This window comes from Nonomuraea sp. NPDC049480, assembly GCF_044465905.1.
Lineage (GTDB): Bacteria > Actinomycetota > Actinomycetes > Streptosporangiales > Streptosporangiaceae > Nonomuraea.
Map to the genome: position 1 here is coordinate 142,255 of NZ_JBITMD010000007.1, position 21,428 is coordinate 163,682.

Annotated in this window: 24 protein-coding genes and 1 pseudogene; 7 read left to right on the forward strand and 18 right to left on the reverse strand. The window is 68.0% G+C overall.

Annotation, left to right across the window (positions count from 1 at the left end; genetic code table 11):
• Positions 1-60: 60 nt before the first annotated feature.
• The 4 genes from ACIBX3_RS21760 to ACIBX3_RS21775 form a co-directional block, all read right to left on the reverse strand.
• Positions 61-1,851, reverse strand: a complete 1,791-nt coding sequence (locus ACIBX3_RS21760; protein WP_397119620.1) for an FtsX-like permease family protein — start codon at positions 1,849-1,851, stop codon at positions 61-63.
• 5 nt (positions 1,852-1,856) lie between these two features.
• Positions 1,857-2,597: an ABC transporter ATP-binding protein gene (locus tag ACIBX3_RS21765; protein ID WP_397119622.1), complete on the reverse strand. Its 741-nt coding sequence runs from the start codon at positions 2,595-2,597 to the stop codon at positions 1,857-1,859.
• Positions 2,594-3,127: a PadR family transcriptional regulator gene (locus tag ACIBX3_RS21770; protein ID WP_397119624.1), complete on the reverse strand. Its 534-nt coding sequence runs from the start codon at positions 3,125-3,127 to the stop codon at positions 2,594-2,596. The genes ACIBX3_RS21765 and ACIBX3_RS21770 overlap by 4 nt, the downstream gene beginning before the upstream one ends.
• A gap of 766 nt (positions 3,128-3,893) precedes the next feature.
• The gene (locus tag ACIBX3_RS21775; RefSeq protein WP_397119626.1) at positions 3,894-7,046 is read right to left on the reverse strand and encodes a BTAD domain-containing putative transcriptional regulator; all 3,153 of its coding nucleotides are present in this window, start codon (positions 7,044-7,046) and stop codon (positions 3,894-3,896) included.
• 248 nt (positions 7,047-7,294) lie between these two features.
• Between ACIBX3_RS21775 and ACIBX3_RS21780 the strand changes: the two genes are divergently transcribed.
• A complete protein-coding gene (locus ACIBX3_RS21780) occupies positions 7,295-8,680 on the forward strand; it encodes a serine hydrolase domain-containing protein (RefSeq protein WP_397119628.1) in 1,386 nt (461 codons plus the stop codon).
• A 114-nt stretch (positions 8,681-8,794) separates the two neighbouring features.
• Here the strand turns inward: ACIBX3_RS21780 and ACIBX3_RS21785 are convergent, their stop codons facing one another.
• Positions 8,795-9,406: a TetR/AcrR family transcriptional regulator gene (locus ACIBX3_RS21785; RefSeq protein ID WP_397119630.1), complete on the reverse strand. Its 612-nt coding sequence runs from the start codon at positions 9,404-9,406 to the stop codon at positions 8,795-8,797.
• 84 nt (positions 9,407-9,490) lie between these two features.
• On the opposite strand from ACIBX3_RS21785, the gene ACIBX3_RS21790 reads away from it, so the two are divergent.
• From ACIBX3_RS21790 to ACIBX3_RS21800, 3 genes are all read left to right on the forward strand, one after another.
• Positions 9,491-9,841, forward strand: a complete 351-nt coding sequence (locus ACIBX3_RS21790) for a hypothetical protein (protein WP_397119632.1) — start codon at positions 9,491-9,493, stop codon at positions 9,839-9,841.
• 409 nt (positions 9,842-10,250) lie between these two features.
• On the forward strand, positions 10,251-10,805 hold the full coding sequence (locus tag ACIBX3_RS21795) for an LGFP repeat-containing protein (RefSeq protein ID WP_397119633.1): 555 nt from the start codon (positions 10,251-10,253) through the stop codon (positions 10,803-10,805).
• A gap of 5 nt (positions 10,806-10,810) precedes the next feature.
• On the forward strand, positions 10,811-11,206 hold the full coding sequence (locus ACIBX3_RS21800; RefSeq protein WP_397119635.1) for a hypothetical protein: 396 nt from the start codon (positions 10,811-10,813) through the stop codon (positions 11,204-11,206).
• A 42-nt stretch (positions 11,207-11,248) separates the two neighbouring features.
• Here the strand turns inward: ACIBX3_RS21800 and ACIBX3_RS21805 are convergent, their stop codons facing one another.
• Complete coding sequence (locus ACIBX3_RS21805) at positions 11,249-12,124, reverse strand: GNAT family N-acetyltransferase (RefSeq protein WP_397119637.1); 876 nt, start codon at positions 12,122-12,124, stop codon at positions 11,249-11,251.
• A 249-nt stretch (positions 12,125-12,373) separates the two neighbouring features.
• Here ACIBX3_RS21805 and ACIBX3_RS21810 point away from each other — a divergent pair, with 249 nt between their 5' ends.
• Entirely contained in the window at positions 12,374-13,339 is a 966-nt protein-coding gene (locus ACIBX3_RS21810; RefSeq protein WP_397119639.1) for a hypothetical protein, read from the forward strand.
• A 34-nt stretch (positions 13,340-13,373) separates the two neighbouring features.
• On the opposite strand, the gene ACIBX3_RS21815 is transcribed toward ACIBX3_RS21810, so the two are convergent.
• From ACIBX3_RS21815 to ACIBX3_RS21830, 4 genes are all read right to left on the reverse strand, one after another.
• Positions 13,374-13,706 carry a hypothetical protein gene (locus ACIBX3_RS21815; protein ID WP_397119641.1) on the reverse strand — a complete coding sequence of 111 codons (333 nt, stop codon included), beginning with the start codon at positions 13,704-13,706 and terminating at the stop codon, positions 13,374-13,376.
• A gap of 211 nt (positions 13,707-13,917) precedes the next feature.
• Positions 13,918-14,142: a hypothetical protein gene (locus tag ACIBX3_RS21820; RefSeq protein ID WP_397119642.1), complete on the reverse strand. Its 225-nt coding sequence runs from the start codon at positions 14,140-14,142 to the stop codon at positions 13,918-13,920.
• A 121-nt stretch (positions 14,143-14,263) separates the two neighbouring features.
• Complete coding sequence (locus ACIBX3_RS21825) at positions 14,264-14,470, reverse strand: hypothetical protein (protein ID WP_397119644.1); 207 nt, start codon at positions 14,468-14,470, stop codon at positions 14,264-14,266.
• A gap of 115 nt (positions 14,471-14,585) precedes the next feature.
• Positions 14,586-14,918, reverse strand: a complete 333-nt coding sequence (locus tag ACIBX3_RS21830; protein WP_397119645.1) for a hypothetical protein — start codon at positions 14,916-14,918, stop codon at positions 14,586-14,588.
• A gap of 131 nt (positions 14,919-15,049) precedes the next feature.
• Here ACIBX3_RS21830 and ACIBX3_RS21835 point away from each other — a divergent pair, with 131 nt between their 5' ends.
• Positions 15,050-16,282 (forward strand): multiprotein-bridging factor 1 family protein, encoded by a 1,233-nt coding sequence (locus ACIBX3_RS21835; protein WP_397119647.1) that lies wholly within the window; start codon positions 15,050-15,052, stop codon positions 16,280-16,282.
• Between the two features lie 204 nt (positions 16,283-16,486).
• Here the strand turns inward: ACIBX3_RS21835 and ACIBX3_RS21840 are convergent, their stop codons facing one another.
• From ACIBX3_RS21840 to ACIBX3_RS21875, 8 genes and pseudogenes are all read right to left on the reverse strand, one after another.
• On the reverse strand, positions 16,487-16,897 hold the full coding sequence (locus tag ACIBX3_RS21840) for a hypothetical protein (RefSeq protein ID WP_397119648.1): 411 nt from the start codon (positions 16,895-16,897) through the stop codon (positions 16,487-16,489).
• A 294-nt stretch (positions 16,898-17,191) separates the two neighbouring features.
• Entirely contained in the window at positions 17,192-17,710 is a 519-nt protein-coding gene (locus ACIBX3_RS21845) for a type II toxin-antitoxin system RelE/ParE family toxin (protein ID WP_397119650.1), read from the reverse strand.
• A gap of 3 nt (positions 17,711-17,713) precedes the next feature.
• Positions 17,714-18,022 carry a type II toxin-antitoxin system prevent-host-death family antitoxin gene (locus ACIBX3_RS21850; protein WP_397119652.1) on the reverse strand — a complete coding sequence of 103 codons (309 nt, stop codon included), beginning with the start codon at positions 18,020-18,022 and terminating at the stop codon, positions 17,714-17,716.
• A gap of 54 nt (positions 18,023-18,076) precedes the next feature.
• Positions 18,077-18,175 (reverse strand): annotated as a pseudogene (locus tag ACIBX3_RS21855) (peptide-methionine (S)-S-oxide reductase); the annotation flags it as partial.
• Positions 18,176-18,197: 22 nt separating this feature from the next.
• Complete coding sequence (locus ACIBX3_RS21860) at positions 18,198-18,503, reverse strand: helix-turn-helix domain-containing protein (protein ID WP_397119654.1); 306 nt, start codon at positions 18,501-18,503, stop codon at positions 18,198-18,200.
• Positions 18,504-18,589: 86 nt separating this feature from the next.
• A complete protein-coding gene (locus ACIBX3_RS21865; RefSeq protein ID WP_397119655.1) occupies positions 18,590-18,727 on the reverse strand; it encodes a hypothetical protein in 138 nt (45 codons plus the stop codon).
• A 28-nt stretch (positions 18,728-18,755) separates the two neighbouring features.
• Positions 18,756-19,172 (reverse strand): type II toxin-antitoxin system VapC family toxin, encoded by a 417-nt coding sequence (locus ACIBX3_RS21870; protein WP_397119657.1) that lies wholly within the window; start codon positions 19,170-19,172, stop codon positions 18,756-18,758.
• 599 nt (positions 19,173-19,771) lie between these two features.
• Entirely contained in the window at positions 19,772-20,122 is a 351-nt protein-coding gene (locus ACIBX3_RS21875; RefSeq protein ID WP_397119659.1) for a GbsR/MarR family transcriptional regulator, read from the reverse strand.
• Positions 20,123-20,140: 18 nt separating this feature from the next.
• Between ACIBX3_RS21875 and ACIBX3_RS21880 the strand changes: the two genes are divergently transcribed.
• Entirely contained in the window at positions 20,141-21,127 is a 987-nt protein-coding gene (locus ACIBX3_RS21880; protein ID WP_397119661.1) for an ABC transporter permease, read from the forward strand.
• Positions 21,128-21,428 lie beyond the last annotated feature (301 nt).

The following is a 21,428-nucleotide window of genomic DNA, read 5'->3' on the forward strand; positions in this document are numbered from 1 at the left end:
AGGTCTCTGCGGCGTTGTGCGGGACTCGGTCCGCTGAGCGCCTCTGCTGGGCGGGGCCGGTCACGCGGTTTCGGCGCTGAGGGTCTGTGCCACGGGCCGGCGCGCCGCCAGGCGTGCGGGCAGGGCCGTGAGCGCCACCGTCGCCAGGAGAGTCGCGAGTGCGGCGCCGAACAGCCAGGAGGAGGGGGGTTCCACCGCATTCCTGGCGGCGAAGAGCGAGAGCAGGCCGATGCCCAGAGGCACGCCGATGATGGCGCCGGGCAGGCTGGGCAGGAGCTGGGCGGTGGACAGCCCCGCGGAGATCTGCCCTGGGGTGGCGCCGAGCGTACGTGCGATGGCCATGTTCGCCCGGGCCTCGATGGCAGTGGTCCAGGTGAAGGTGATGGTGTTCACGACGGCGAGTGCGATCAGCAGGATGGTGACGGCGAGCATCAGCTGGCGGTCGTGCTCGCCTCGCAGGTTGGGCAGGGCGGAGGAGCCTCCCAGGCCATAGCCCCTCTCCGGCTGGGCGTAGAGGGTCAGCAGGGCGACGATCGCGATCACTGTGGTGGCGGTGGAGCATGCCTGCAGCACGGCGCGGCCCGGCCGGCGGGCGGTCAGCCGCAGCCCGAGCAGAAGCGGCGTGGGCAGCAGCGCGGACAGCGCGGTGATCCAGGGTCGGTGACGGGGCTGGTGCGCGGTGGCGGACAGCGCCGTGACGGTCGCCGTACGCATGGCCCGCAGCGTGGGACGCAGCGTGGACAGCACCGCGACCGCCACGGCGAGGACGGTCGCCGCGGCAACGGTGACGCCGGTCAGCCCGACCGCGTCGCCGACCCGGCTGGCGGTGGGACTGGCGATGGCGGGCACGGTCAGGCGGGCGATCACCAACCCCAGCGCGTCGCCGACCAGCGCCAGCGCCAGGTACTCAGTGAGCAGGACGGCGGCGATCAGACCCGGGGTGGCGCCGACGGCCTTGAGCAGCCCGGCCCGGCGCGTCTGCTCGACGGCGCGTCCCGCGGCCAGTGCCGCCACTCCGGTGATGGACAGGAAGCTGAGCAGCCAGCTACCGACGACCAGGATCGGCTGACTGTTTCTGAGGATGACCGTGTCCTGTTCGGCTCTGAACTGCCAGGAGTGGAAGTTGACCCTGATGGTGGAGACGCGGTGGGCGTCGCGGAAGGCCTCGGTCGCGGCGGGGTCGCGCAGCTTGAGGTCCAGGGCCGAGGTCACCGGGAGATCTTGGGACGACGCCAGTGTCCGGGCATCTGATCGGGTCATCCAGGCCAGGCCGCTGTAGTCGCTGGGGCCGCCGCCCGGGCCGATCTGCGCCGCCCAGGGGTAGATGGAGGTGGCCGCGGTGACGGCGGTCCCGACGACGGGGTACGACCGGCCGGCGATGGTGACGCGGTCGCCGACGCCGACGCCCAGCGCGGTGGCGAAGCCGCGTTCGAGGACCGTGCCGCCGGATCGGACCCACTGACCCGAGGTCACCAGCGGCCGGTTGACCGCGCCGGGCTTCTTGGCGAAGCCGTGCACCACCACCGGGGACGACACGGAATCGCGCGTGGTGAGGTTGGCGTAGACGATGCGATAGGGGCCATGGTGGGCGGTGACTTCGGGAGCGTTCGCTAGCGAGGTCAGGGCCGAGGTCACGGCGGGGCCCGTGTCGCCGGAGAGTGCCACCACGTCCGGCCCGGCGGTGGCCGCGCGGGTCCGCTCGTACAGCGCGTCGCTCACGCCGCGCAGGGACAGGCCCAGTGCCATCGTGGCGGTGGCCGCGGTGACCGCGAGCAGGAGCATCGCGGCCTGGGCCTTGTGCCGGCGCACGTCAGCCAGCACCAGGCGCACGACAAGCACGATGGAGCCCATGGCGTTCAGCCCTCCAGCCCGATCAGCCCGCCGAGCCCGCGCGTGTGGGAGCCGGCCAGCCGGGTGTCGTCGACGAACATCCCGTCGCGCATCGAGACCAGCCGGTCCGCGGTGGCCGCCACCCGCTCGTCATGCGTGACGATCACGAAGGTCTGTCCCGCGGAACGCAGATCCTCGAAGATCCTCAGCACATCGAGGGTCGCCGCGGTGTCGAGGTTGCCGGTCGGCTCGTCGGCCAGGACGACCAGCGGATCGTTGACCAGCGCGCGGGCGATGGCGACCCGCTGGCGCTGCCCACCGGACAGTTGCGACGGCAGATGCCGGGCGCGGTCGGCGAGCCCGACCCGCTCCAGCAGCAGGCCAGCGCGCCGCCTGGCCGCGCGTCGTGAACGCCCGGCCAGCAGCGCGGGCAGCTCCACGTTCTCGGCCGCCGACAGCTCCTCCACCAGGTGGAAGGCCTGGAAGACGAATCCTGCCGACCGGCGCCGCATCTGTGCCAGGGCCCGCTCGCTCAGGCGGTCGATGCGCCGATCGGCCAGCCACACCTCCCCGCCGGTGGGCCGCTCCAGGCCACCCAGCAGGTGCAGCAGAGTAGATTTCCCGCAGCCGCTGGGCCCCATCACCGCCAGCATCTCCCCCTGCGGCACCTCCAGGTCGACGGCGTCAACCGCGCGGACCCGGCTCTGCCCCTGACCGTGATCCTTCACCAGGCCGCGGGCCCGGACCACGCCACGTAACACGTTCATCCACCCTCAGCTCTGTCATCGCCCTTGGACCAGGCTCGCTCGCAGGCCTCCAGCCAGCGCAGGTCCGCCTGCAACCGCAGCACGACCCCTTCCAGCAGCAGGCCGCCGGCCGATCCCGGCGGCTCGGCCAGCGCCGCGTGCTGCGCCTCACGCAAGCGGCGCAGCAACTCACGGCGCTGCGCCGCCACCAGCTCGACGGGGTCGGCCAGCCGGGCCGCGGCGGCAGCGACGAGCTTGAGATGAAACTCCGCCAGGTCCGGTTTCGGCCAGCCCACCTCGGCCAGCCAGGCGGCCACCCGCTGCTGCCCGGCCGCCGTCAGCGCATAGACCTTGCGCTCCGGTCGTTCGGGAAGGCCGTCCGCCCGCTCGCAGACCACGAGCCCCGCCCTTTCCAGCCGGGCCAAGGTCACATAGATCTGACCGGGATTCATCGACTCGCCCAGCGGACCGAGACTCTGCCGCAGCCGAACGCGCAGGTCGTACCCGTGCGTCGGCTCTTTGGCGAGCATCGCCAGCACTGCGTCCTGCACTCGACCCCCTAACGGTTAGCCAATAGATAGCGGTTACCCATACGAGGTGTCAAAACGCTACACCCGGCGATCTCCTGGACTGGCCCCGCGGCGAGACTCGCGCACTGCACGCCTTACCTGCGCCGGCGCAACGCCCACGCCCGCCACGCCGATGTGCTGGCCGCCCAACGCCGCGAACGCGCCCGCATCCGCATGCGCAGCGAGAACGGCATCCGCCGGCGCCCGCCGGTCAGGTGACGCGGTCGATGCCGGCCGCGCCGCGGTTGCGGCGCACGTCCTGCCATGCCGTTTCAACACGTCCCTGCGACAGGCCTTTGTCGAACAACGCGTGGAACCGTCGATTCGGGTCAGCTTTGGCCGCCCGGTGGAGCGCGTGTGCAAGGCGCGCACTCTGTTCCCACAGACAGCCGCCAGGTGGACCTACGCGGCAGGCTGCCTTCTTTCGTTAGTGACTCATAGTGATCCTGTGGATCGTTCTGGCATCAGCACGCCCCGTGCCCAGGCGACGCGGGGCACCCTCCTCGGTCCCATAGCCGTGCACGCTGGACCGATAGCGTCCGGAGGGACGTGCCACGCGGGCCGGGGGCTTTGTCCACCGGCACCAGGGCACGAAGACGATCGGTGCATGCCCGGCATTTCGCCGTGCACTGTTCCTAGGGATTCCTCAGGATCGCTAAGCCGATCAGAGACGCTTCGCGGACCGGACTCACACCGGCAGGCGACGACGAGCTTGTGATCAGGTCATGGTCGCTGGACGACCACCTCCTCAATCTCTGGGCGCACCGGCTGGAGTACTGACAGGCTGGCCGGCCTGCTCGGCCAGCCGGTTCAGCGCGTCCTGCCTCGGCAGCTCGGCGCCTCGGCGGTACGCCTCGCGGTACCCGTCCTCGCCGAGCCGTCCGATCAGTTCAGTGACCAGAGCACGCAGCTCCGGGCAGCCCTCGTCGAACTCACCGCGGATCACCTGGCTCATCCCCAGAGCGGTCGCCGCACCTTGCGGGTCATTCTCCAGCACGAGCAGCCGGGCAAGCAGCGCCGCGGGCCACGCCATGCCGCTGCTGTCGCCCCGGGCGAAGTAGCCGCGGACGGCCCTGGGCAGCAGCTCGCGGGCTTGTACGGCCGCTCCCTCCCCGAGCCGGACCGCCATCCGCATGCCCGCCAGCATGTCCCTGGCCATCTCCTCCGGGTAGGGCAGCCGGTGTACGAGTCCTTCCAGCCGGTCCAGGGCCTGGTCGGCCTGCTCCGTGTCACCCGCGACGCAGTGCACGTCGGCGATCGTGGACAACAGGTTGGCCTCCAGACGCCGATGGCCGCGCTCCTTGGCCTGGCGCCGCGCGGCGTGGATGTCCCGCAGGGCGCCGTCCAGATCACCGCTGCGCATCCGTTCCTGCGCGAGCCTGGACTTGGTCGAGAAGAGGTACTCCTCTGTGCCGAGCTCGGAGCTGATCGCGACCGCCCTTTCGAATGCGGCGATGGCCGGGCTGTACTCGCCCCGCAGAGAATGGTCCCGGCCGACGTTGAGCAGGCTCATCACCAGCCCCCAGCGATCGCCCACTGCTTCGAAGCCGCGCAGTGCCTCCAGCCGCGCCGCCGCTCCGGTCCGCAGGTCGCCCCGTTGGGTGAGGACGAAGTCCCACGCCCACTGCGCGCTGGCCCTCACCCACGGATCCGGCGAGCTCAGCGCCTGCCGGCGCTGGTGTTCCGTGAGCCCGAAGTCGCCCGTGGCGGACGCCATCTGGGAAATCTGCAACAACGGCAACGCCGGGTGAAACATCCGCGCCGCGATCGAATCGGCGCCCGCGCTCAGAGAATCCGCCTGGGCGGCGGTAACCGGGACGCCCGCGGCGAGATACACCACGCTGAACGCGGCGCGCGCCTCGTCAGGCAGCGCGTCGCCGAACTTGAGCACCGCGGCGAGAAACGTCTCGAATTGGGCGTTCATCCCCCTGATTCCCCAGTACCAGAACATCGCTGTGACGAAGCGGGACGCCATGAGCGCGTCTCCGGCGTCCAGGGTCGTTTGCAGTGCGAAGATCAGGTTGTCGTGTTCGGCGTCGAAGACTGCGATCGCCCGTAGCTGCTCACCGGTACGCAGCAGCGGCTCGTGCTCCTCGGCCAGCGCGAGGAAATGGTCCGCGAAACGGCCGGAGATGTCGTCCTCGGACATCGCGAGCCGGGTGCCCGCGTAGGCGCGGATGGTCTCCAGCATCTGGTAGCGCTCTTCGTCCTCGCCAGAGGCTTGCACGATGGACTTCTCGACCAGCGAGCCGAGCACGTACAAAACGTCCTCTGCGGGCAGCGCCTCGTCCGAGCAGATTGCCTCCAGCGCGTCGACGGTCGCCCCGCCGGGGAAGATCGACAGCCTGCGGGCCAGCACCCGTTCGGGCTCCTCCAGCAGGTCCCAGCTCCACTCGACCAGCGCGAGCAGCGTGCGCTGGCGCGGCAGCGCGGTCCTGCTACCCGAGGTGAGCAGCCGGAACCGGTCGTCGAGGCGCCGCGCGATCTGGTCCACGCTCATCGAACGCAGCTTGGCCGCGGCCAGCTCCAAGGCCAGCGGCATCCCGTCCAGCCGCCGGCAGATCTCCACCACGGCGTCCACCGTGGACTCCTCCAGCACGAAGCCCGGCCGGACATCGGCGGCCCGGTCGACGAACAGGCGTACCGCGGCTGCTGCGGCCGCCTCCGCGAGCTCCGGCGACTCCGCCGGCAGTTCGAGCGGGCCGAGATGGCACAGTGCCTCCCCAGTGATCGCCAGCGGTTCCCGGCTGGTGGCCAGGATCCGTACCTGAGGCAGCCGGTCGAGCAGCTGTTCGGCGAGCTCGGCAGCGGCTTGAACGAGATGCTCGCAGTTGTCCAGCACCAGCACCGCGTCTCCGACGTCGAGCAGCTCGGCCACCCGGTCGACGGCGTTGTGCGTCTGCAACCCGCCGGGCGGGCCGAAATCCAGGGAGTTGAGCGCGCCTGCCACCGCGTCGACCAGTTGATCCGGCGCGCTCACTCTGGCCAGCGGTACGAACCACACCCGCCCACGCTGGTAAGCCCCATCGCGGCTCACCGTCTCAAGGGACAGCCGGGTCTTGCCCGCGCCGCCGGGTCCGATGATGGTGACCAGCCGGGAGGCCGCCATCAGCTCCGCCAGCTTGTCCAGCTCGGCCTTCCTGCCGATGAAGCTCGTCAGCCGTCCAGGAAGCTTGCTCGCGGCCGGTACCGGCCGCGCCTGGGGCCGCTCCAGCTCACCGCGGAGGAGAGCCAGGTGCGTTTCCTGCAGCGCGGCCGAGGGATCGACGCCGAGTTCTTCGCTCAGCCCGGCGCGGATCTCCTCGTACACCGCCAGTGCATCGGCCTGACGGCCCGCCGCCGACAGCGCGCGCATCCGCAGCCCGGCCAGCCGCTCGCTCAGCGGGCGCTCAGCGCCGGCTGCCTCAAGATCGGACAGTACCTCGGCGTACCTGCCCAGCTGAAGCTCCGCGTCGAAGTAGTCCTCAGCGGCCGCTGCGCGCACATCCTCCAGCCTCGTGGCGTAGACGCGGGCGAACGGGGCCTCCAGCACATCCGCCAGCGCAGGGCCCCGCCACAGCCCCAGCGCGCCGCCGAGCACCGAAGCCGCCTCCTTGGGCCTGCCCGCCGCCAGCTCACGCCTGCCCTGCCCGGCCAGCTCCTCGAACCGAAGCGCGTCCACGTCCGCGTCCCGCACCGACAGCCGGTAGCCCCCCGCCACCAGGTCCACCGTTCCGGTCCTGCGTAATGCCTTACGCAACCGGGACACCAGTCCCTGCAACGCGCCGGCCGCCCCTGACGGCGGCTCGTCACCCCACACATCATCGATAAGCGAGTCGGCAGACACCGGACGACCTGCCGCCATGGCGAGCCTTGCCAGCAACATACGCAACCGGACACCGCCGATGTCCATCATTTTCATGTCATCGGCATAGGCCTCAATCGGGCCAAGCAGGACAATTCGCACCTCAATAGCCTCCCAGAACGCCACCCCATCAGGCATGACATTCGGCCCATCAAAGCCGATGCTGACGCCGTACCGGGGCTGAGGCCCGCCCTGACCAATCTCGCCTGTTGTATCAGCGCCGCAGAAGCGCCGTGTCAGCGGCTGGGGCGATCGTCTTCCCCATGGAACTCACCAAGACCTCCACTCAGACTCAGGGGAATGAAATGTCAGATAACACGCTGTTCGCTTTCGTCGAGGCGACGGCCACCAAGTTCGGCATTCCTGGCGTCGCCGTCGGGGTGTGGGCGGACGGAAAGGAGATTTACGCCTGCCACGGCGTGACGAGCCTCGACAACCCGCTGCCTGTCGACCAGGACACGCTCTACCAGCTGGGCTCGGTCACCAAGACCTATACGGCGACCGCGCTGATGCGCCTGGTCGCGGAGGGACGGGTCGAGCTGGAGGCGCCGGTGCGCCGGTATGTTCCCGAACTCGTGCTCGCGGACGAGCGGGCCGCGGCGGAGGTCACCGTGCAGAACCTGCTCAACCACACTGCAGGGCTGGATTGGGGGATCATCGTCGACACCGGTGACGGGGACGACGCCCTGGCAGGTTATGTGGCGAAGATGGCCGAGTTGGCGCAGATCGCGCCGCCTGCTGCCCGGGCCTCCTACAGCCAGGCGGGGTTCAACCTGGCCGGTCGGATCATCGAGAAGGTCACCGGCTTGACCTTCGAGCGGGCCGTCACCTCCCTCGTGTTCGAGCCGCTGAGGCTGTCGCACAGTTTCTTCGCGCCCGCTGATGTCATGACCCGGCGGTTCGCCGTGGGGCACGACCTCGGCCAGGACGGAACGCTGTCCATCGCGCGGCCGTGGAAGGACACGCGCGGCAACAACCCAGGCGGAGGCGTCGCGTCCTCGCTGGCCGACCAGCTTCGCTGGGCCCGCTTCCATCTCGGTGACGGCCGCGCGGAGAGCGGTGTCGGTGTTCTGCCCGCCGAGGTGCTGCAGCGGATGAAGGAGCCGACGGTCGCGTTGCGGGCCAGCACGCTCGGCGACGCCATCGGCATCGGCTGGTTCCTGCGCGACGTGGACGGCGTTCGCACCGTCGGGCACGGAGGGTCAGCGTACGGCCAGTTCTCCGAGCTTCTCATCGTGCCCGAAAGGAACTTCGCCGTCGTCGCGCTGTCCAACGCAGGACCGGATGGCATCCCCTTCAACCAGGCCGTCGTCCGCTGGGTGCTCGAGCACTACCTGGGGGTGATCGACCGAGACCCGGAGCCGCTCCCCTATGACGAGGCGCGGGCCCGCGAGATCGCCGGCCGCTACGAGATCGACGCCATGACGCTCACCATCAGCGTGGAGGGGGCAGGGCTGACACTCGAGGTCCTGATCAAGCCGGAGATCCGTGCGGCGTCGGACACCGAACTGCCCGCGGACTACGCGCCGGCCGACATCGGCCTGCTGTCCGGCGGCACGGACGAGTACATCGTCACCAGCGGCGGGTTGGCGGGGCAGCGCGGCTTCTTCACCCGCGACGACAGCGGCGCGGTCGTGGGAGTCGACCTTGCCGGCCGGTTGTACAACAAGGTTCCTACGGCCACCGAGTGAAGCCCGGTACGTCCCGCGCAGCAGCCTCGCCACCCACCTCCAGTGATTGCGTAGCACGGCGTCGCCGATGTCCGGCGGCCACCCGGAGTAGCCGTTGCCCGGGGTAGGGGCAGGCTACGAGTGTGAGGGGGCCCTGCCGGCGAGCGCCGATTGCAGCAGGGCGTGTGCCGACCAGCGCATGGTTTCCACCGCCTCCTCACGGGAGAGGCCGGCGATGTCGGTGAGCCATATCAGCGCCTCGATCCCGCTGGCGGATCGGATCGCCACGGCGAGCCGATGCACATCGATCTCGGGGTTGGTCTCGCGCAGGGGCGCCAGGGCGTCCTCGATCCAGCCGATCGCTCGACCTCCGCGGAGAACCGGCCGGTCGGTGTCGGGGGCCGGTTCGAGCGACAGGCGCAGCGAGGTGCGCAGCTGCGGTTCCCACTCGACGGTTATCCGGGTGAAAGCCTCCATGACCAGGTCGAGCCGGGCCTGCGGATCGCTGGGCGCATGCTCGGGCAGCAGCGACTGCTGCTCGGTCTCGGGATGTGCGGCAAGCAGCAGCGTGCGCTGATTGGGGAAGTACCGGTACGCCGTCGTCCGGGAGATCCCTGCTGCGGCCGCGGCCTGCTCCACGGTGGGGATGACCCCCTGCGTCAGCAGCTCACGCGTGGCCGAGATGAGCGCTTGGCGCGTACGAACCTTCTGCTGATGACGGCCACCCAACTCATATGGTACTGACATGCCCATCATGGTATCTTCGTCCCATGGGACTTGAGTCCCATATCGGCGTCAGTGCTCTGACGAAGCAGACCGGGTGATGCGCTCATGGACCACGATCCCACCACGACCAACCCCGACCTCTATAAACTGATCTTCGAGAACGAGCGCATCCGTGTACTGGAGTACAAGGACAAGCCGGGCGACAAGACCACCCCTCATCGGCATCCCGACAGTGTCATGTACACGCTGAGTTCCTTCAAGAGAAGGGTTGCGGCCGGCGCCCAGCAGGTGGATGTCGAACTCCAAGCCGGGCAGGTCCGATGGGTCGGCGCTCAAGAGCATTCCGGCGAGAACATCGGCGACACCGACACCCACACGATCTTTGTTGAGCTGAAGGAACCGTTCGCGAGCGGCTCGCCAACCCCTGACAGCCCTCTGGGGCCCAGTACCACCTGACCAGAACCAGGTCACGCAGGTCCCGGCCTTTCACGTGGACTCGGCAGCGTCCCCACCAGCTCATCGCGTGCCCGCCCATCGTTGAATCGTCGCCCTCACATCGATCGACAGATCGAGCAACGGCAGACGCAGGCCGGCCGACGAGTCGATCTCACTCCGATCCACTCCTCCTCGGTCCTCGTCGGGATGCCGACAGCAACTGAGCCTTTCACCAGGGGCGGCCCAGCCCTTCCACGATGAAGAGCCGGGTCCAGATGACGCGCTCATTCACCAGGCCATGCGCGCCCCTTGGCCGACCGCAGCACGCGCGGCGGTGCCCTCACTACACCCACACCACCAGAATCGAGATGATCGCATCATGGCAAGTGTTGGCACCAGCCGTACATCCGCGGCAGTGACCCTATGCCGCGTGCTATCGGTCGGCACCCCGCTCGTGCTGGCCGCAACGTTGTGCGCCGGGGTCCCCGCCCATGCCGGCACCGCAACGGCGACCACCGGGGCGGCCGTGACGAGCGCCTGCCGCATTCAGCCCTACGGCCTGATCGGCGCCCGGTGGATCGAACTCGGCGGCGAGAACAGCGCGCTGGGCTGCCCGCGCACCTCCGAGGTGGACGTCTACCTCAACGGCGTCTGGGCCGGACGCAGGCAGAACTTCCTTCGCGGGCAGATGGTCTGGTCACCCCGGCAAGGGCCCAAGATGGTGGTGTCGGCCTGGTCGATCGGCGGATACGCCTACGTCGACTGGCGTACGACCGCCCCCCGCTCCTACGACCGCTTCCTCGTCCGCTGGACCAGCGCCGCGGAGAGAGCCGGAACCCAGCGAGACGTCGGCGGAGGCACCAGCGGCCGGATGCGGGTCCGCGTGATGACCACCAGCGGCTACCGGTTCATCGTCGAAGGCTGCGACAACGGAACCTTCAGCTCCAGTTGCAAACAGGGCTGGACCCTCTCGGTGACCGCCTGATGGCAATGATCTCCAGGATCGCCCTGCTGGCCATCGCGCTCGTCGTCTCGTCCGGCTGCGGCCAGCCGGGAGCCGGCCCACGCGCACCGAGCCCACCACCCGGGGACGGCCAGAGCGCGACCTCGGCACCCGCCCAGGACTCCTGCGGCAAGACCGCCGACAAGGTCAAGCAGCGTGCGCAGCAGCCCGAAATCGAATCGGTTACCATGCAGGGCCAGTGCACGCTGGTGTCGATCGAGACCACCCTCGGCGACGGCGAGTCAAGCACAGCACAGAAGATCTGCGACTCAGCAGCCGAGGTGGCCTACTCCGGCGACACCAACTCCATCAGTGTGCAGGGCAAATCCGGCAAGGAGCTCTCCGTGGGCATCGCCGGCGCCAAGTGCCTGGCACAACCGTGAAATCTGGTGAAGGCGTCCACCCCGCATCGGCATCGGCAGTTCTCAGGGCCGGATGTCGTTGGAGAGGTTGATCCGGATCTCCGTGTTGCGGTATCCAGCACGCTGGAACGCTGCCGCCATCGGCGCGTTGCCCACGTCGGTGGTGGCGGTGACGCGCGACTCTCCGTTGGCCGCGTGGAAGCGGGTGATCTCGGCGAGCAGTTCGTCCACGTAGCCGCGCCCCCGGAACTCCGGGACCACCCCGAGATACCCGACATTCACGTTGTACGGCGTCGCCGAGGGGATCGCCATACCGGCCACCTCGCCCTCGTGCGTATAGGCGATCCGCCACCACTCCCGCTTGCCCGGCGCCCTCAGATAGAAGTCCATCTCTTCGCGCGCGGTCGCGTCCACGCCCTTGGCCGCCAGGCTCGCCCGGGTCTGGGCGTCCAGGCTGCCCTCGGCGATTCTCGTGAACACCGCCAGGAACTCCTCGTCGGACGCCTCGGCGAACCGCAGCGCGCCGGTCGCCGGAGGCACCCCGTCGGCCGGTGTCCACTCGAACTGCAGCCGCTCCACCTCCCGGGTGAGGCCCGCCGCGTGTGCCGCCGCCCGCCGCCACTCCACGGCCACCGACGTGGCCGGATCGTCGCGCCAGCCGCCCGCCACCTTGATCGCGTACTGCACCGGCCGCGGGAACCCCGCCAGCGCGGCCCTGATCAGCTCGGCGGCGATGGCGGCGCGGTCACCCATGGCGGGATCCACGTCGAGGCAGTCGAGCGCGACCGGGTACGCGCTGTCCCTCGGCCCCCACCACAGCGCCCGTCCCACGACCCGGTCGCCTACCTCGGCGATCCACGTCCATTCCGGCCGGTACATGTTCTCGGCCAGTTCGGTGAGGTAACGGTCGGCGGGGATCCAGCCGACGGGCTCAGTCACGATCCAAGCGGTCACGCGGTCGAGGTCCGCAGGGACGATCGCACGGTAGGAAATCACCCGAAGAGGTTAGTGAACCTTTTACCGCTATGCACCGAATATCCAACACCAGCCGGATCGCAGCAGGACAGAGACACCCTTGATCCACCCAGCACGGGTCCTGCCAGGCGGGGCACATTCGCCAGTGCGTTCCTGGTAGAGCTCGTAGATGGCCTGACGAGGGGCAGCACGATCGAGTCGATCGCCGAGGCGATGGATGTGCTCTACGTCGTCTGGCTGGCGCGCACGGCGCATGAACTGAACCGTGAGCCGAGACAGAAGGCGCCTCTGCGAGTGCCCACAGCGGTCGCGGCTGTGGCAGCCACGGTCCTCCTGCTGATGGTCGTCGGACCCGAGGACCCTCCACATCTCACCTACACCTGGCAGAGCGATCAGCTTTTGGATTGTTGGGCGCGGTGGAAACCGCCACGTGTCGCGGATGTCCCGCCCCACGAGCGCGATCGGGCCTACCTGTGCAGCGTGAGCAAGCCTGATCGACAGGTCTCGGACCAGGAACTGCTGGGCAAGGGCAGAGATGCGTGCACCAGGTTCGCCGCCGGAGAGCCGGTCAAGGCTCGGCCGGCGCTGCTCGCGCTGCTCTGCCCGGAGGTGATCGAACGGAAACATCCGGATCTGTTGCTGTCGTCCGCTCAGATAGAGCAGCAGCAGGCAGAGAAGGAGAACATCGAGCGCGAACAGTTTGCGCGCGAGGCGCGCAAGGAGGACGCTCTGTGCCGCGACCCGTGGCCCGCGCTACGTACTCGATTCCAGGCGACCGCGTCCTATTACGACTGGGATGCACAGCCCTACGGCATCCGGGACCCGGAATCGGACACCGAGGAAGATTCCGAGGTGATCTGGAATGCGGAATCGGTCGACACCCTGGCAACCAGCGGTCAGCTGGCCTTGATCTTCACACCCAGCCAGGACTGGGCGACCTGCGTCACGGCGAAGGCGCTGCGTTCGGCCCCGCCACCTCTGCGACGCAAAGGCTGGGACAAGGTGGCCGAGGCGGACATCGTCAGCGAATCGGGTCACCTGGTGATGCAGACGCTGTCGGCGAGCAAGGTGCGCTTCCCCAATCTCGCGCGCAGCGGTCCTGGCATCTACCGGCTGCGCCTGTATACGCGTCCAGGCGTGGATCTCATCCTCATCTATCCGGCTAAAAGAGCGGCGTAGCGATGGCCGGTCGGTTACGCCGGCCGCCAAAACGCTAGCTTGACGTCGGTGCCGTGATGGCGGTCTTCGTTGTCGGGTCGTTGTTCTCCCATGTCGTGGCGGGATGACTGGCCGACCGGCTCGGCCGCCGGCTCACGCTCACCGGGCATGCTCGCCGCTTGCCGCCCAGCTCGGCGAGGTCGCCCGGCCACAGGTCGGCGCTGGTCTGCATGGGAACCAGCTCGACGTCCAGGCCGGGGATGCGTTTCTGGATGCGGTCGCGTACGTCGCCGGCCTGGTGCTTGGCCATGGGTGAGCTGCGTGTCCCGATCCGCAGTGGCCGGTCAGGGAACGCGTCGCTCAGCGCGTCTATCAGGGCATCGGTCATGGTGGTCTTCCGGTCGGTTGAGTAGTTGGCGAGCTTACGGCGCTGGGGGCCGGAGAGGGTGGCGAACGGCCGTGAGGCTGCGACTCCAGCAGCACAGCCCCACGGCCTGTTCGCCCCGGTCCCGGGCCTGGTGCGCCGGGGCGAGGGTGCCGTAGCCGTGCGGGCAGACAAGGATGGCTACGGCTCAAGGAAGCCAGTTGACGAGCGGCGATCATGACGCCCGCCTGCTGCATTGGTGCTGGGAGACGAGCTCGTTCCACACCGCCAGGGTGCGTGCGTACAAGCCCCTGGCGGTTTCCTCGTGGCCTCCATCTTTGGCGGGGCGCAACACGACGTACTCGCCGCCCTCGCACACGAATTCGTAGGCACCGCAGCAGGACGTCTTACGCACCCGCGGTCGCGGCACTCGTGGCACGTACCACTCCCAGTCGCGCATGTTCCAGTCACTTCCAGTGGCGCGGCGGTGGGCCTTGGGTGTGGTGGGGCCGTGACCGCCGCGCCTGCTCGGGGTCCGTAGCTGGAGGGGTTGCGCCTCCGGCGAGGACTGCGGTGTGCGGCTAGAGGACCACGCCGAGCTTCCGCAGCGCGGTGCCCGGCTGGCGGATGGTCCCGGCGTCGATGTTGCTCATGTCGCGCACGGCGTACGCGTCCTCGACGTCGGGTATCGGCGCGTACGCCAGAGTGGTCCCGTCCACTTCAGCGAACAAGTCCTCGTCGAGGTCGTGCGCGTACAGATCGTTGATCTTGTGTCTGTCGTTGACCATCTCGGGATATCCCTCTTCGTCGGCCCAAAGGGCTGGCTGAGTCAGGCCATTCGCGGCCTGACCTGGACCCCTGACCCGCCGCCTGCGACACCTGCAACCGGCGGGCCAGGGTGGCTCAGATAGGTCCGGCACGGGACCGTCCCCCGTTGTGGAGAAGGGCCGCCTGCCAGGCCAGGGTGGCAGCGAGCGCGATGGCGTCCGGCTGCCGGATAGTACTCATGACTCCCGCCGCCACCAGCGCGGGTGTGAGTTCTCTGCGCAACTCGGCTGTCCAAGACACCTCTCCGGCCGGACCCCGCTCACGGTCGATGTTCCAGGCCGGGTAGGTGTTGCGCAGCGTGGAGAGCTGACGCCCCGCCCAGTCCTGCAGGAGCGCCGCCCGAGCCATCACCTGACGAACGTTCTGGTCCGTGATCTCAACCAGGCTTCGCAGCTCGACATCAGTCATGGCGTCGCGGTTTTCCCTGTCCCAGTGCACGGTTCCATCACATCCACGCGTGGTACGACTGCGGGAGAGGACACTGGAGGCGCACCCGGCTATCCGCCCGTGTCCGCCCGTCCTCCGGAGGTGTGCGCACGATGAGCAAGATTCCGGCCTGGGCCGGTCGGCTGCGTACCGAACGGACCAGACGAGGATGGTCTCAACGGGATCTCGCAGTGCAACTTTCCAAGGTCGCCGAAAGGATCATGCCTGAGCCCGAGAGCATGGTGCGCCGAATCCGGGATCATGAGAGCGGCAAGCATCGGCCCGACGACGAATACGCCGAGCTGTACTGCCGCCTGTATGGGCTGAGCGAGCACGTCCTGTTCAACGACGTGGACGATGAGACGTACCTCGGCGACGAGATCGACGCCATCGAGCTCGCTCGCCGCGCGGCGGCCAGCGATGTCGGCAGGGAAACGCTGGAACGGCTGGAGCTCGCCGTGGACGACCTGGCGTCGGCCTACCCTCGCACACCCCCCGCCCAACTGCTGGGGCGGGTGAGACGGCACTTGGAGTACGTTGCGCGGCTCCTCGACGGCAAGAAGACCCTCGCCGAGCACCGCCGCCTACTCGTGGCCGGCGGCTGGCTATCGCTGCTTGCGGGAACCTGCCACATCGACTTGCGACAACATCCCGCAGCCGCAGCGCGCCTGCGGACGGCGGGGCAGTTGGCCGACGACGCCGAGCACGCCGAGATCAAGGCGTGGTGCCTGGAAACAGAAGCATGGCAAGCCCTCACCGAGGGTGAATACCAGCACGCCATGATCCTCGCCCAGGCAGCGCAAGACGGCGCCCCGCGCAAGAGCTCGGCGTACATCCAGGCGACCGGGCAGGAAGGTCGGGCATGGGCGCGGATGAGGAAGGGCACCGAGACGAGGGCCGCGCTCACCCGGATTCATCAGATCGTCTCTCCCATGCCCATGCCGGACCGGCCGGAGCACCACTTCCGCTACGACCCCGCCAAAAGCGAGGCGTATACCGCGACAACGCTGTCGTGGCTTGGCGATCCTGCTGCGGTGGGATACGCACGGCAGGTCCTCGCACGGCTGGAGTCCGCTGAGGACGGCGGGCCGCGCCCGCGCCGGGCCGCGTCCGCGCGGCTGGATCTGGCGCTGGCCCTGCTTGCCACGGACGAGCCGGGTGAGGCTGGCCACGTCGCTCTCCAGGCGGTGATGAGTGGCTTGCTCGTGCCATCGAACTACTGGCGGGCGAAAGAGGTCATCGCGGGCGTCGAGGAACATGGCCTGGCCGAAGCAGTCGAACTACGCGAGGTTTACCGGGAGCTGTATGGTTCGCCGAAGCCGCCGCGACCGCAGCTCGGCGCATAAATGCAAAGCGCCCGCCGCTGGATCTCCAGTTGGCCGGGGACCTGTTTGCGCGTTCGGAGACGAACCCGCAACCAGCCGACTGAATGAGTGGATCTTGAGCTGCTAAATGATCTTGTCATTCCCTCGGTCTTCGTAGGGCCTGCCGGGACAAGCATGAGTCCGTCGGCGGAGGAACGCGTGCCGATGACCTCATGATGGGCGACGTCAACGTTCGAACCAGCGTGCCGCCGAGGGCGTGAGCAGCAGGACGACGATCGCGAGCGGCAGGACCTGGCCGGCCAGCGTTGCCCCACCGAGCTCGCCGTCGACAACGGCCGTGATGACACTGCTGCCGACCGCGACCACCTCGATGGCGATGGCAGACCAGCGCACCCACTTCCTGCGTGACGACCAGCGAAATATCAGCCACCCCTGGAGCACCACGAACAAGAGGCCGGGGAGGAACGCCACGAGAAGTGCCGCATCGCTGGCGGCAGCCACTGCGCCCGCCAAAAATATGGCTAGAAATAAAAGTCCCAAGCCTACCTGCAAGGTCATGATGACCCTGGCGGCCAGTGCTGCCGCCGGCATCCGCTCAGCCGGAACGACCTTCGTCACACGATCATTCTGCACCATGACAAGCGTGTTGCGGCGCTCCGCAGCAAATGAACCATGTTAACCGGCTGACCTGTTCCCAACTCCAGACCCATGGCTACGAACCCAATCAACCGTTGAGAACGATCGCGGTAGGCCCGATCCGAAATGATCTCGTCAATCTTCGGTCTTCGTCAGACCTGTCGGACAAGTGTTCGGCCACTCGGATGGGTTACTCATCTTGACACCGGTACCACCGATGCCGTAGTAGCCGTTCGGAACCTTGAACAAGTGCTGCTGGTGGTAGCAATGCACTGCAGGGGATAGTAATGCGGCCTAGTGCGGCTTCGACCGGTAGTCAGTCCACAAGTCGACCGCCTCTTGAAGATCAAGAGCGGCGACGTTCTCGCGGGCCATCCCAACCGTGTGGATCAACCGATCCGCGAGCCAGTCCGGAACCGGTTCTCTAGGGGGCGCTTCATCCACCTGCAGGTGATCAGCCAGCGTGCCGAGACGCTCGATCACCTGGCCGAGTCGGACGATCTCCGGACGATTGTCCCCTGCGTCCCGAACTCTCGCCGTCGCCTCTGCGTACACCTCCGCATCGGCTCGCTCACCGACGGCCCATACTTCACAGATCTCGACCGACTTGTCCTCGGTGATCCGGTAAACGACACGCCAGGTGTTGCGGCCGACCACAAGCTTCCGAAAACCGGTAAGTTCCCCGCCGAGCGGGTAACCAGCCTCGGGGTTCTCCAGCAGGAGAAGGATCTTCTTGAGTACCTTGGGCACCGCATCTGGGCCAATGCGTCGGAGATCATCGACTGCCGGCGCCGTGAAGACGACGTCGGACACGACTCACTCGTCGTCCGGGATGGCGGACAGCGACTCGCGAGTATGCCCGAAAGCGGCAAGCACCTCATCGAGCGAGACCCGCTCCCCCGTGTCCGTGACCGACCGGGCGAGCACAAGCGCCAGGTCGCGCAGATCAGCCGCCGCCTCTTCCAACTCATCGAGCCGGCGGATGCTCACCACGGCCGCCACTGGCTGATGCCGGCGGGTGACCACCAGATCGGCCCCCTGCTCCGCATCAGCCACCAGGCGAGCGACCCCTCGCTGGGCCGCCTCTGTGACGCTCAGCTCAGTAGCGTCGCGCAGAACAGTCATACATCAACTGTATATCTTTCTGCACAGAACCGCGATCCCGAAGCGAGCGTCGGCTCATGCCTCGCCGGACGTCAGCCCGACCGGACAGGCCACGCCTGTGCCCCCTATACCGCAGTACCCATTGGGAACTTTGTGAAGATACTGCTGGTGGTAGCACTTCATCTCGCGCGATAAATCAGGCTCGGGCTGCGGGAGCACGTGGACTGATTCGCACCTCCAGCTCGGCGTCCAGAGCCCTAGCCAGTCGCTCGAGGACCGGCAGCGTCGGCACGGTGCCTCCTCCTTCGAAACGGGCCACTGCTGACTGCGTCATGCCAGCCGCACGAGCCAGCTCGCTCTGGCTCCACCCACGAGATTCCCGCATCTGTCGTACTGCCCGACCGAGTTCGAAGGCGAGACGAGCCGCATCGTATGCCTCGGCCGCCCCTGGCTCGGACAGTCGTCGGTCACGGAGATCAGCCCAATCGGTCCGCTCGCTCATCACCACTCCTCGTCCACCGAGTGCGCCTCGTCCTTGCAACGGGACAGCGCCCGCCGAGCCCGGTCCACTTCTCGATCTTCCCTCATTCACGTTTTGTGGAAAACAGCCAGAAGGCGCCGATCCGAAGCGATCCAGTAGCTGATCCGCATTGTCAGATCATCAAGGTAGAACCGCAGCTCGCGCAGCTTGCCATCGAGCTGTCGCGTGTACGGCTCTCCCAGCAACGGGCCTTCCGCCGCCAGCAGATCGAGTCTAGACAGCGACCACCTGCGCTGCTTTCCCGCACAGTTTGCTCAGGTCGTCCTCGTCAGACGTCAGGACGATGGCAGGGCGCACCGAGCGCAGTGCGGTGGCTGCGACCACAGCGTCGATGGCGTACTTGTGACCGTGCAGGCGGGCATCTCGAAGAAGCTCGATCGCTCGCGAGGAGATGTCCTCGGTCACCGGCTCAATCTTCAACCGGGACAGATACCACTTGAGACGATCGCTTTTGACCCGAACGTCTTGCGCCTCGATCGGTGTCATGGCGCTGACCACCACCCGAAAATCGTTGTCCTGCGCCTCCCGTACGAATGCCGTCACTCGCTGGTCGGCCTCGCACCACTTCACGAGCCCCTCGCAATCGAGAACGACGGTGCCCGCGCTCAACCGGCTTCGTGCGCGCGCCATCCGTCCTCCTCTTGGAGTGCGGGCGCCGACTTCACGCGGCGGAACAACTCCGCCGCCTCATCACGCAAGGACTGTGGGATCGGCCCAGAAGCGGCCTCGTTCGCCTGCAGGGCCTCCTCCAAGAGATCCCGCTCGATCTGACGCTCCACAGCGGCATCAACGTAGGCGGAAAAACCGCGGGCCCCGACTCGCTCTCGGACAGCGCGAATGTTCCCCGTTCTCAGAGACACACTGACCTTGGCGGCCGGGCCGTCTCCGGGGGCGAAGTCTCGCTCTGGCATGCTCATGGGCTCAGTTTACTACTCGAAGTAGCAAAATGCCGGTCCTCGCTCTACGCAAGGACCGGCCGCTACGCACGCCTATGCGTCGCCAGATGTCAGACCGACCGGTGCTGCATCCGTCGGCGGACACGTTGGATGCGCGCTGCGGCCTGTGCCTCGCTCTCGATGCCGAGGCGCATCCGGCGCTCGAGGCGGATTTGAATGATCTCCCCAAGAGGAGCATTTCGCCACTTCTTCCAGGACTTGGGACGCCTGGATGAGAGTCGTTCGTCAGCAGCCTCTTCAGTAACCTGGGGGCCAGGTGGCCGCCAGGTGCCATCACAGGGCCCCTCGATCCGGGCTGGCCGGCTGCTCTGCGGGCTGAGCGTTCAACTCGTTCCACTTGTGCAGAAGCAGGGGGACCTCGCTGCGGAGGAACGCGAAGAAGCGCCGGGTCTCGTCCATCCGGGCCCCGGCGGGCGTGTCCGTGCCCAATACGTCGGCCCCGTCGCGTGCGCCCTCCTCGAAGCGACGGAACACCTCGTCACTCGATGCTGCCGCTTTGTACCACGCCGTCTGGTCGACGCGGTAATGATCACGACGCTCTCCGGGGTCTCGCTCACGGGTCACGATCCCGACCCGCATCAGGTACTTCACCGCACCCGAGACGGCCGACGGGCCGACCTGCAACAGGTCGTCCTGTACGCGGTGCGCGCGACCGCGGACGTCGAGAAGAGTCCCTGGGTGTCCTGGCTGTCGCCGTTCGGCTGGACCCAGCACATGCGCCCCTTCGCCGGTGACCACTACTGGCCGCTGCTGCCCGTCATCGGCCTGATCCTGCTGCTGGTGGCCGGCGCCTACCGGATATCCGCACGCCGGGACCTGGGGGCCGGAATCCTCCCGCCCCGGCTCGGACCCGCCGACGCGGCGCCGGGTTTGCGCACTTCGCTTGCCCTGGCATGGCGGCTGCAGAGGGGCACGCTGCTCGCCTGGGCCGTCGCGTTCACCGCGTTCGGGGCCGGCCTGGGAGGCGTGGCGCGGAGCGTCACCGAACAACTGAACGCGAGCGAGGCCCTCAGGGGCCTGATCGAGCGGATGGGTGGCGGTGGCCGTCCCGTCGACGGCTTCTTCGCCTTCGTCATCTACCTGATGAGCCAGGTCATCACGGTCTACGCGATTCAGGCGACCCTGCGGTTGCGGACGGAAGAGACCTCCGGCCGTGCCGATACCATCCTGACCGGCCCGGTCGGCAGGCTGCGCTGGGCAGGCGGTCACCTTGCCATCGTCGTAGCCGGGTCGGGGATCGTGCTCGCTGGGCTTGGTCTCGGGATGGGGCTGGTCTACGGGCTGTCCACGGGAGATCCGGGCGGCGAGATTCCACGGCTGTTGGGTGCGAACCTGACGCGGCTGCCTTCGGTCCTGGTGCTGGCCGCCATCTCGGCGCTGGTGTACGGCCTGATGCCACGGCTCGCCGCGATCGTCCCCTATACCGCGCTCGGCCTGTGCCTCGTGCTCGAGTTCGCGGTGGAACTGCTGGACGCCGATCCGTCGATCTTGAAGGTGTCGCCGTTCGCGCAGACCCCTGGGCTTCCGGTCGCCGAATTCACCATGACGCCGCTGGTCCTGCTGGCCGTCGTCGCCGCCGGGCTCACCGCTGCCGGGCTGGCCGGGCTCCACCGTCGTGACCTCGGATGACCCCCGACGGCCACGAGGGGTGACTGGTCCCAGGCCCGGCCGCACGTTCGGTGCTGGCGTGCCGAGCCAGTCGGTGCCACGCCCGCCGCCGCCGTGGACGAGCACGAGCGGGTACGGGCGGACTGCAAGAGCCGGACCGCTGGATGCACCTACGCGCCTCGCCGGACGTCAGCCCCCACCGAGCAGGTCACGCCCGTGCCACCGATCAAGCAGTACCCGTTCGGAACGGGACAAGCAGCCAAGCGGATGTTGCCGCTCATGCCAGGCGCGTGAACGGGGGATCAGCACGCACCGGCGAGAC

Excerpts from the sequence above, each read along its gene's own strand:
- ACIBX3_RS21760 (WP_397119620.1), bottom strand. The coding sequence starts at position 1,851 with ATGGGCTCCATCGTGCTTGTCGTGCGCCTGGTGCTGGCTGACGTGCGC.
- ACIBX3_RS21765 (WP_397119622.1), bottom strand. The coding sequence starts at position 2,597 with ATGAACGTGTTACGTGGCGTGGTCCGGGCCCGCGGCCTGGTGAAGGAT.
- ACIBX3_RS21775 (WP_397119626.1), bottom strand. The coding sequence starts at position 7,046 with ATGAAAATGATGGACATCGGCGGTGTCCGGTTGCGTATGTTGCTGGCA.
- ACIBX3_RS21780 (WP_397119628.1), top strand. The coding sequence starts at position 7,295 with ATGTCAGATAACACGCTGTTCGCTTTCGTCGAGGCGACGGCCACCAAG.
- ACIBX3_RS21785 (WP_397119630.1), bottom strand. The coding sequence starts at position 9,406 with ATGTCAGTACCATATGAGTTGGGTGGCCGTCATCAGCAGAAGGTTCGT.
- ACIBX3_RS21790 (WP_397119632.1), top strand. The coding sequence starts at position 9,491 with ATGGACCACGATCCCACCACGACCAACCCCGACCTCTATAAACTGATC.
- ACIBX3_RS21800 (WP_397119635.1), top strand. The coding sequence starts at position 10,811 with ATGATCTCCAGGATCGCCCTGCTGGCCATCGCGCTCGTCGTCTCGTCC.
- ACIBX3_RS21810 (WP_397119639.1), top strand. The coding sequence starts at position 12,374 with ATGGATGTGCTCTACGTCGTCTGGCTGGCGCGCACGGCGCATGAACTG.
- ACIBX3_RS21815 (WP_397119641.1), bottom strand. The coding sequence starts at position 13,706 with ATGACCGATGCCCTGATAGACGCGCTGAGCGACGCGTTCCCTGACCGG.
- ACIBX3_RS21820 (WP_397119642.1), bottom strand. The coding sequence starts at position 14,142 with ATGCGCGACTGGGAGTGGTACGTGCCACGAGTGCCGCGACCGCGGGTG.
- ACIBX3_RS21825 (WP_397119644.1), bottom strand. The coding sequence starts at position 14,470 with ATGGTCAACGACAGACACAAGATCAACGATCTGTACGCGCACGACCTC.
- ACIBX3_RS21830 (WP_397119645.1), bottom strand. The coding sequence starts at position 14,918 with ATGACTGATGTCGAGCTGCGAAGCCTGGTTGAGATCACGGACCAGAAC.
- ACIBX3_RS21835 (WP_397119647.1), top strand. The coding sequence starts at position 15,050 with ATGAGCAAGATTCCGGCCTGGGCCGGTCGGCTGCGTACCGAACGGACC.
- ACIBX3_RS21840 (WP_397119648.1), bottom strand. The coding sequence starts at position 16,897 with ATGGTGCAGAATGATCGTGTGACGAAGGTCGTTCCGGCTGAGCGGATG.
- ACIBX3_RS21850 (WP_397119652.1), bottom strand. The coding sequence starts at position 18,022 with ATGACTGTTCTGCGCGACGCTACTGAGCTGAGCGTCACAGAGGCGGCC.
- ACIBX3_RS21860 (WP_397119654.1), bottom strand. The coding sequence starts at position 18,503 with ATGAGCGAGCGGACCGATTGGGCTGATCTCCGTGACCGACGACTGTCC.
- ACIBX3_RS21870 (WP_397119657.1), bottom strand. The coding sequence starts at position 19,172 with ATGGCGCGCGCACGAAGCCGGTTGAGCGCGGGCACCGTCGTTCTCGAT.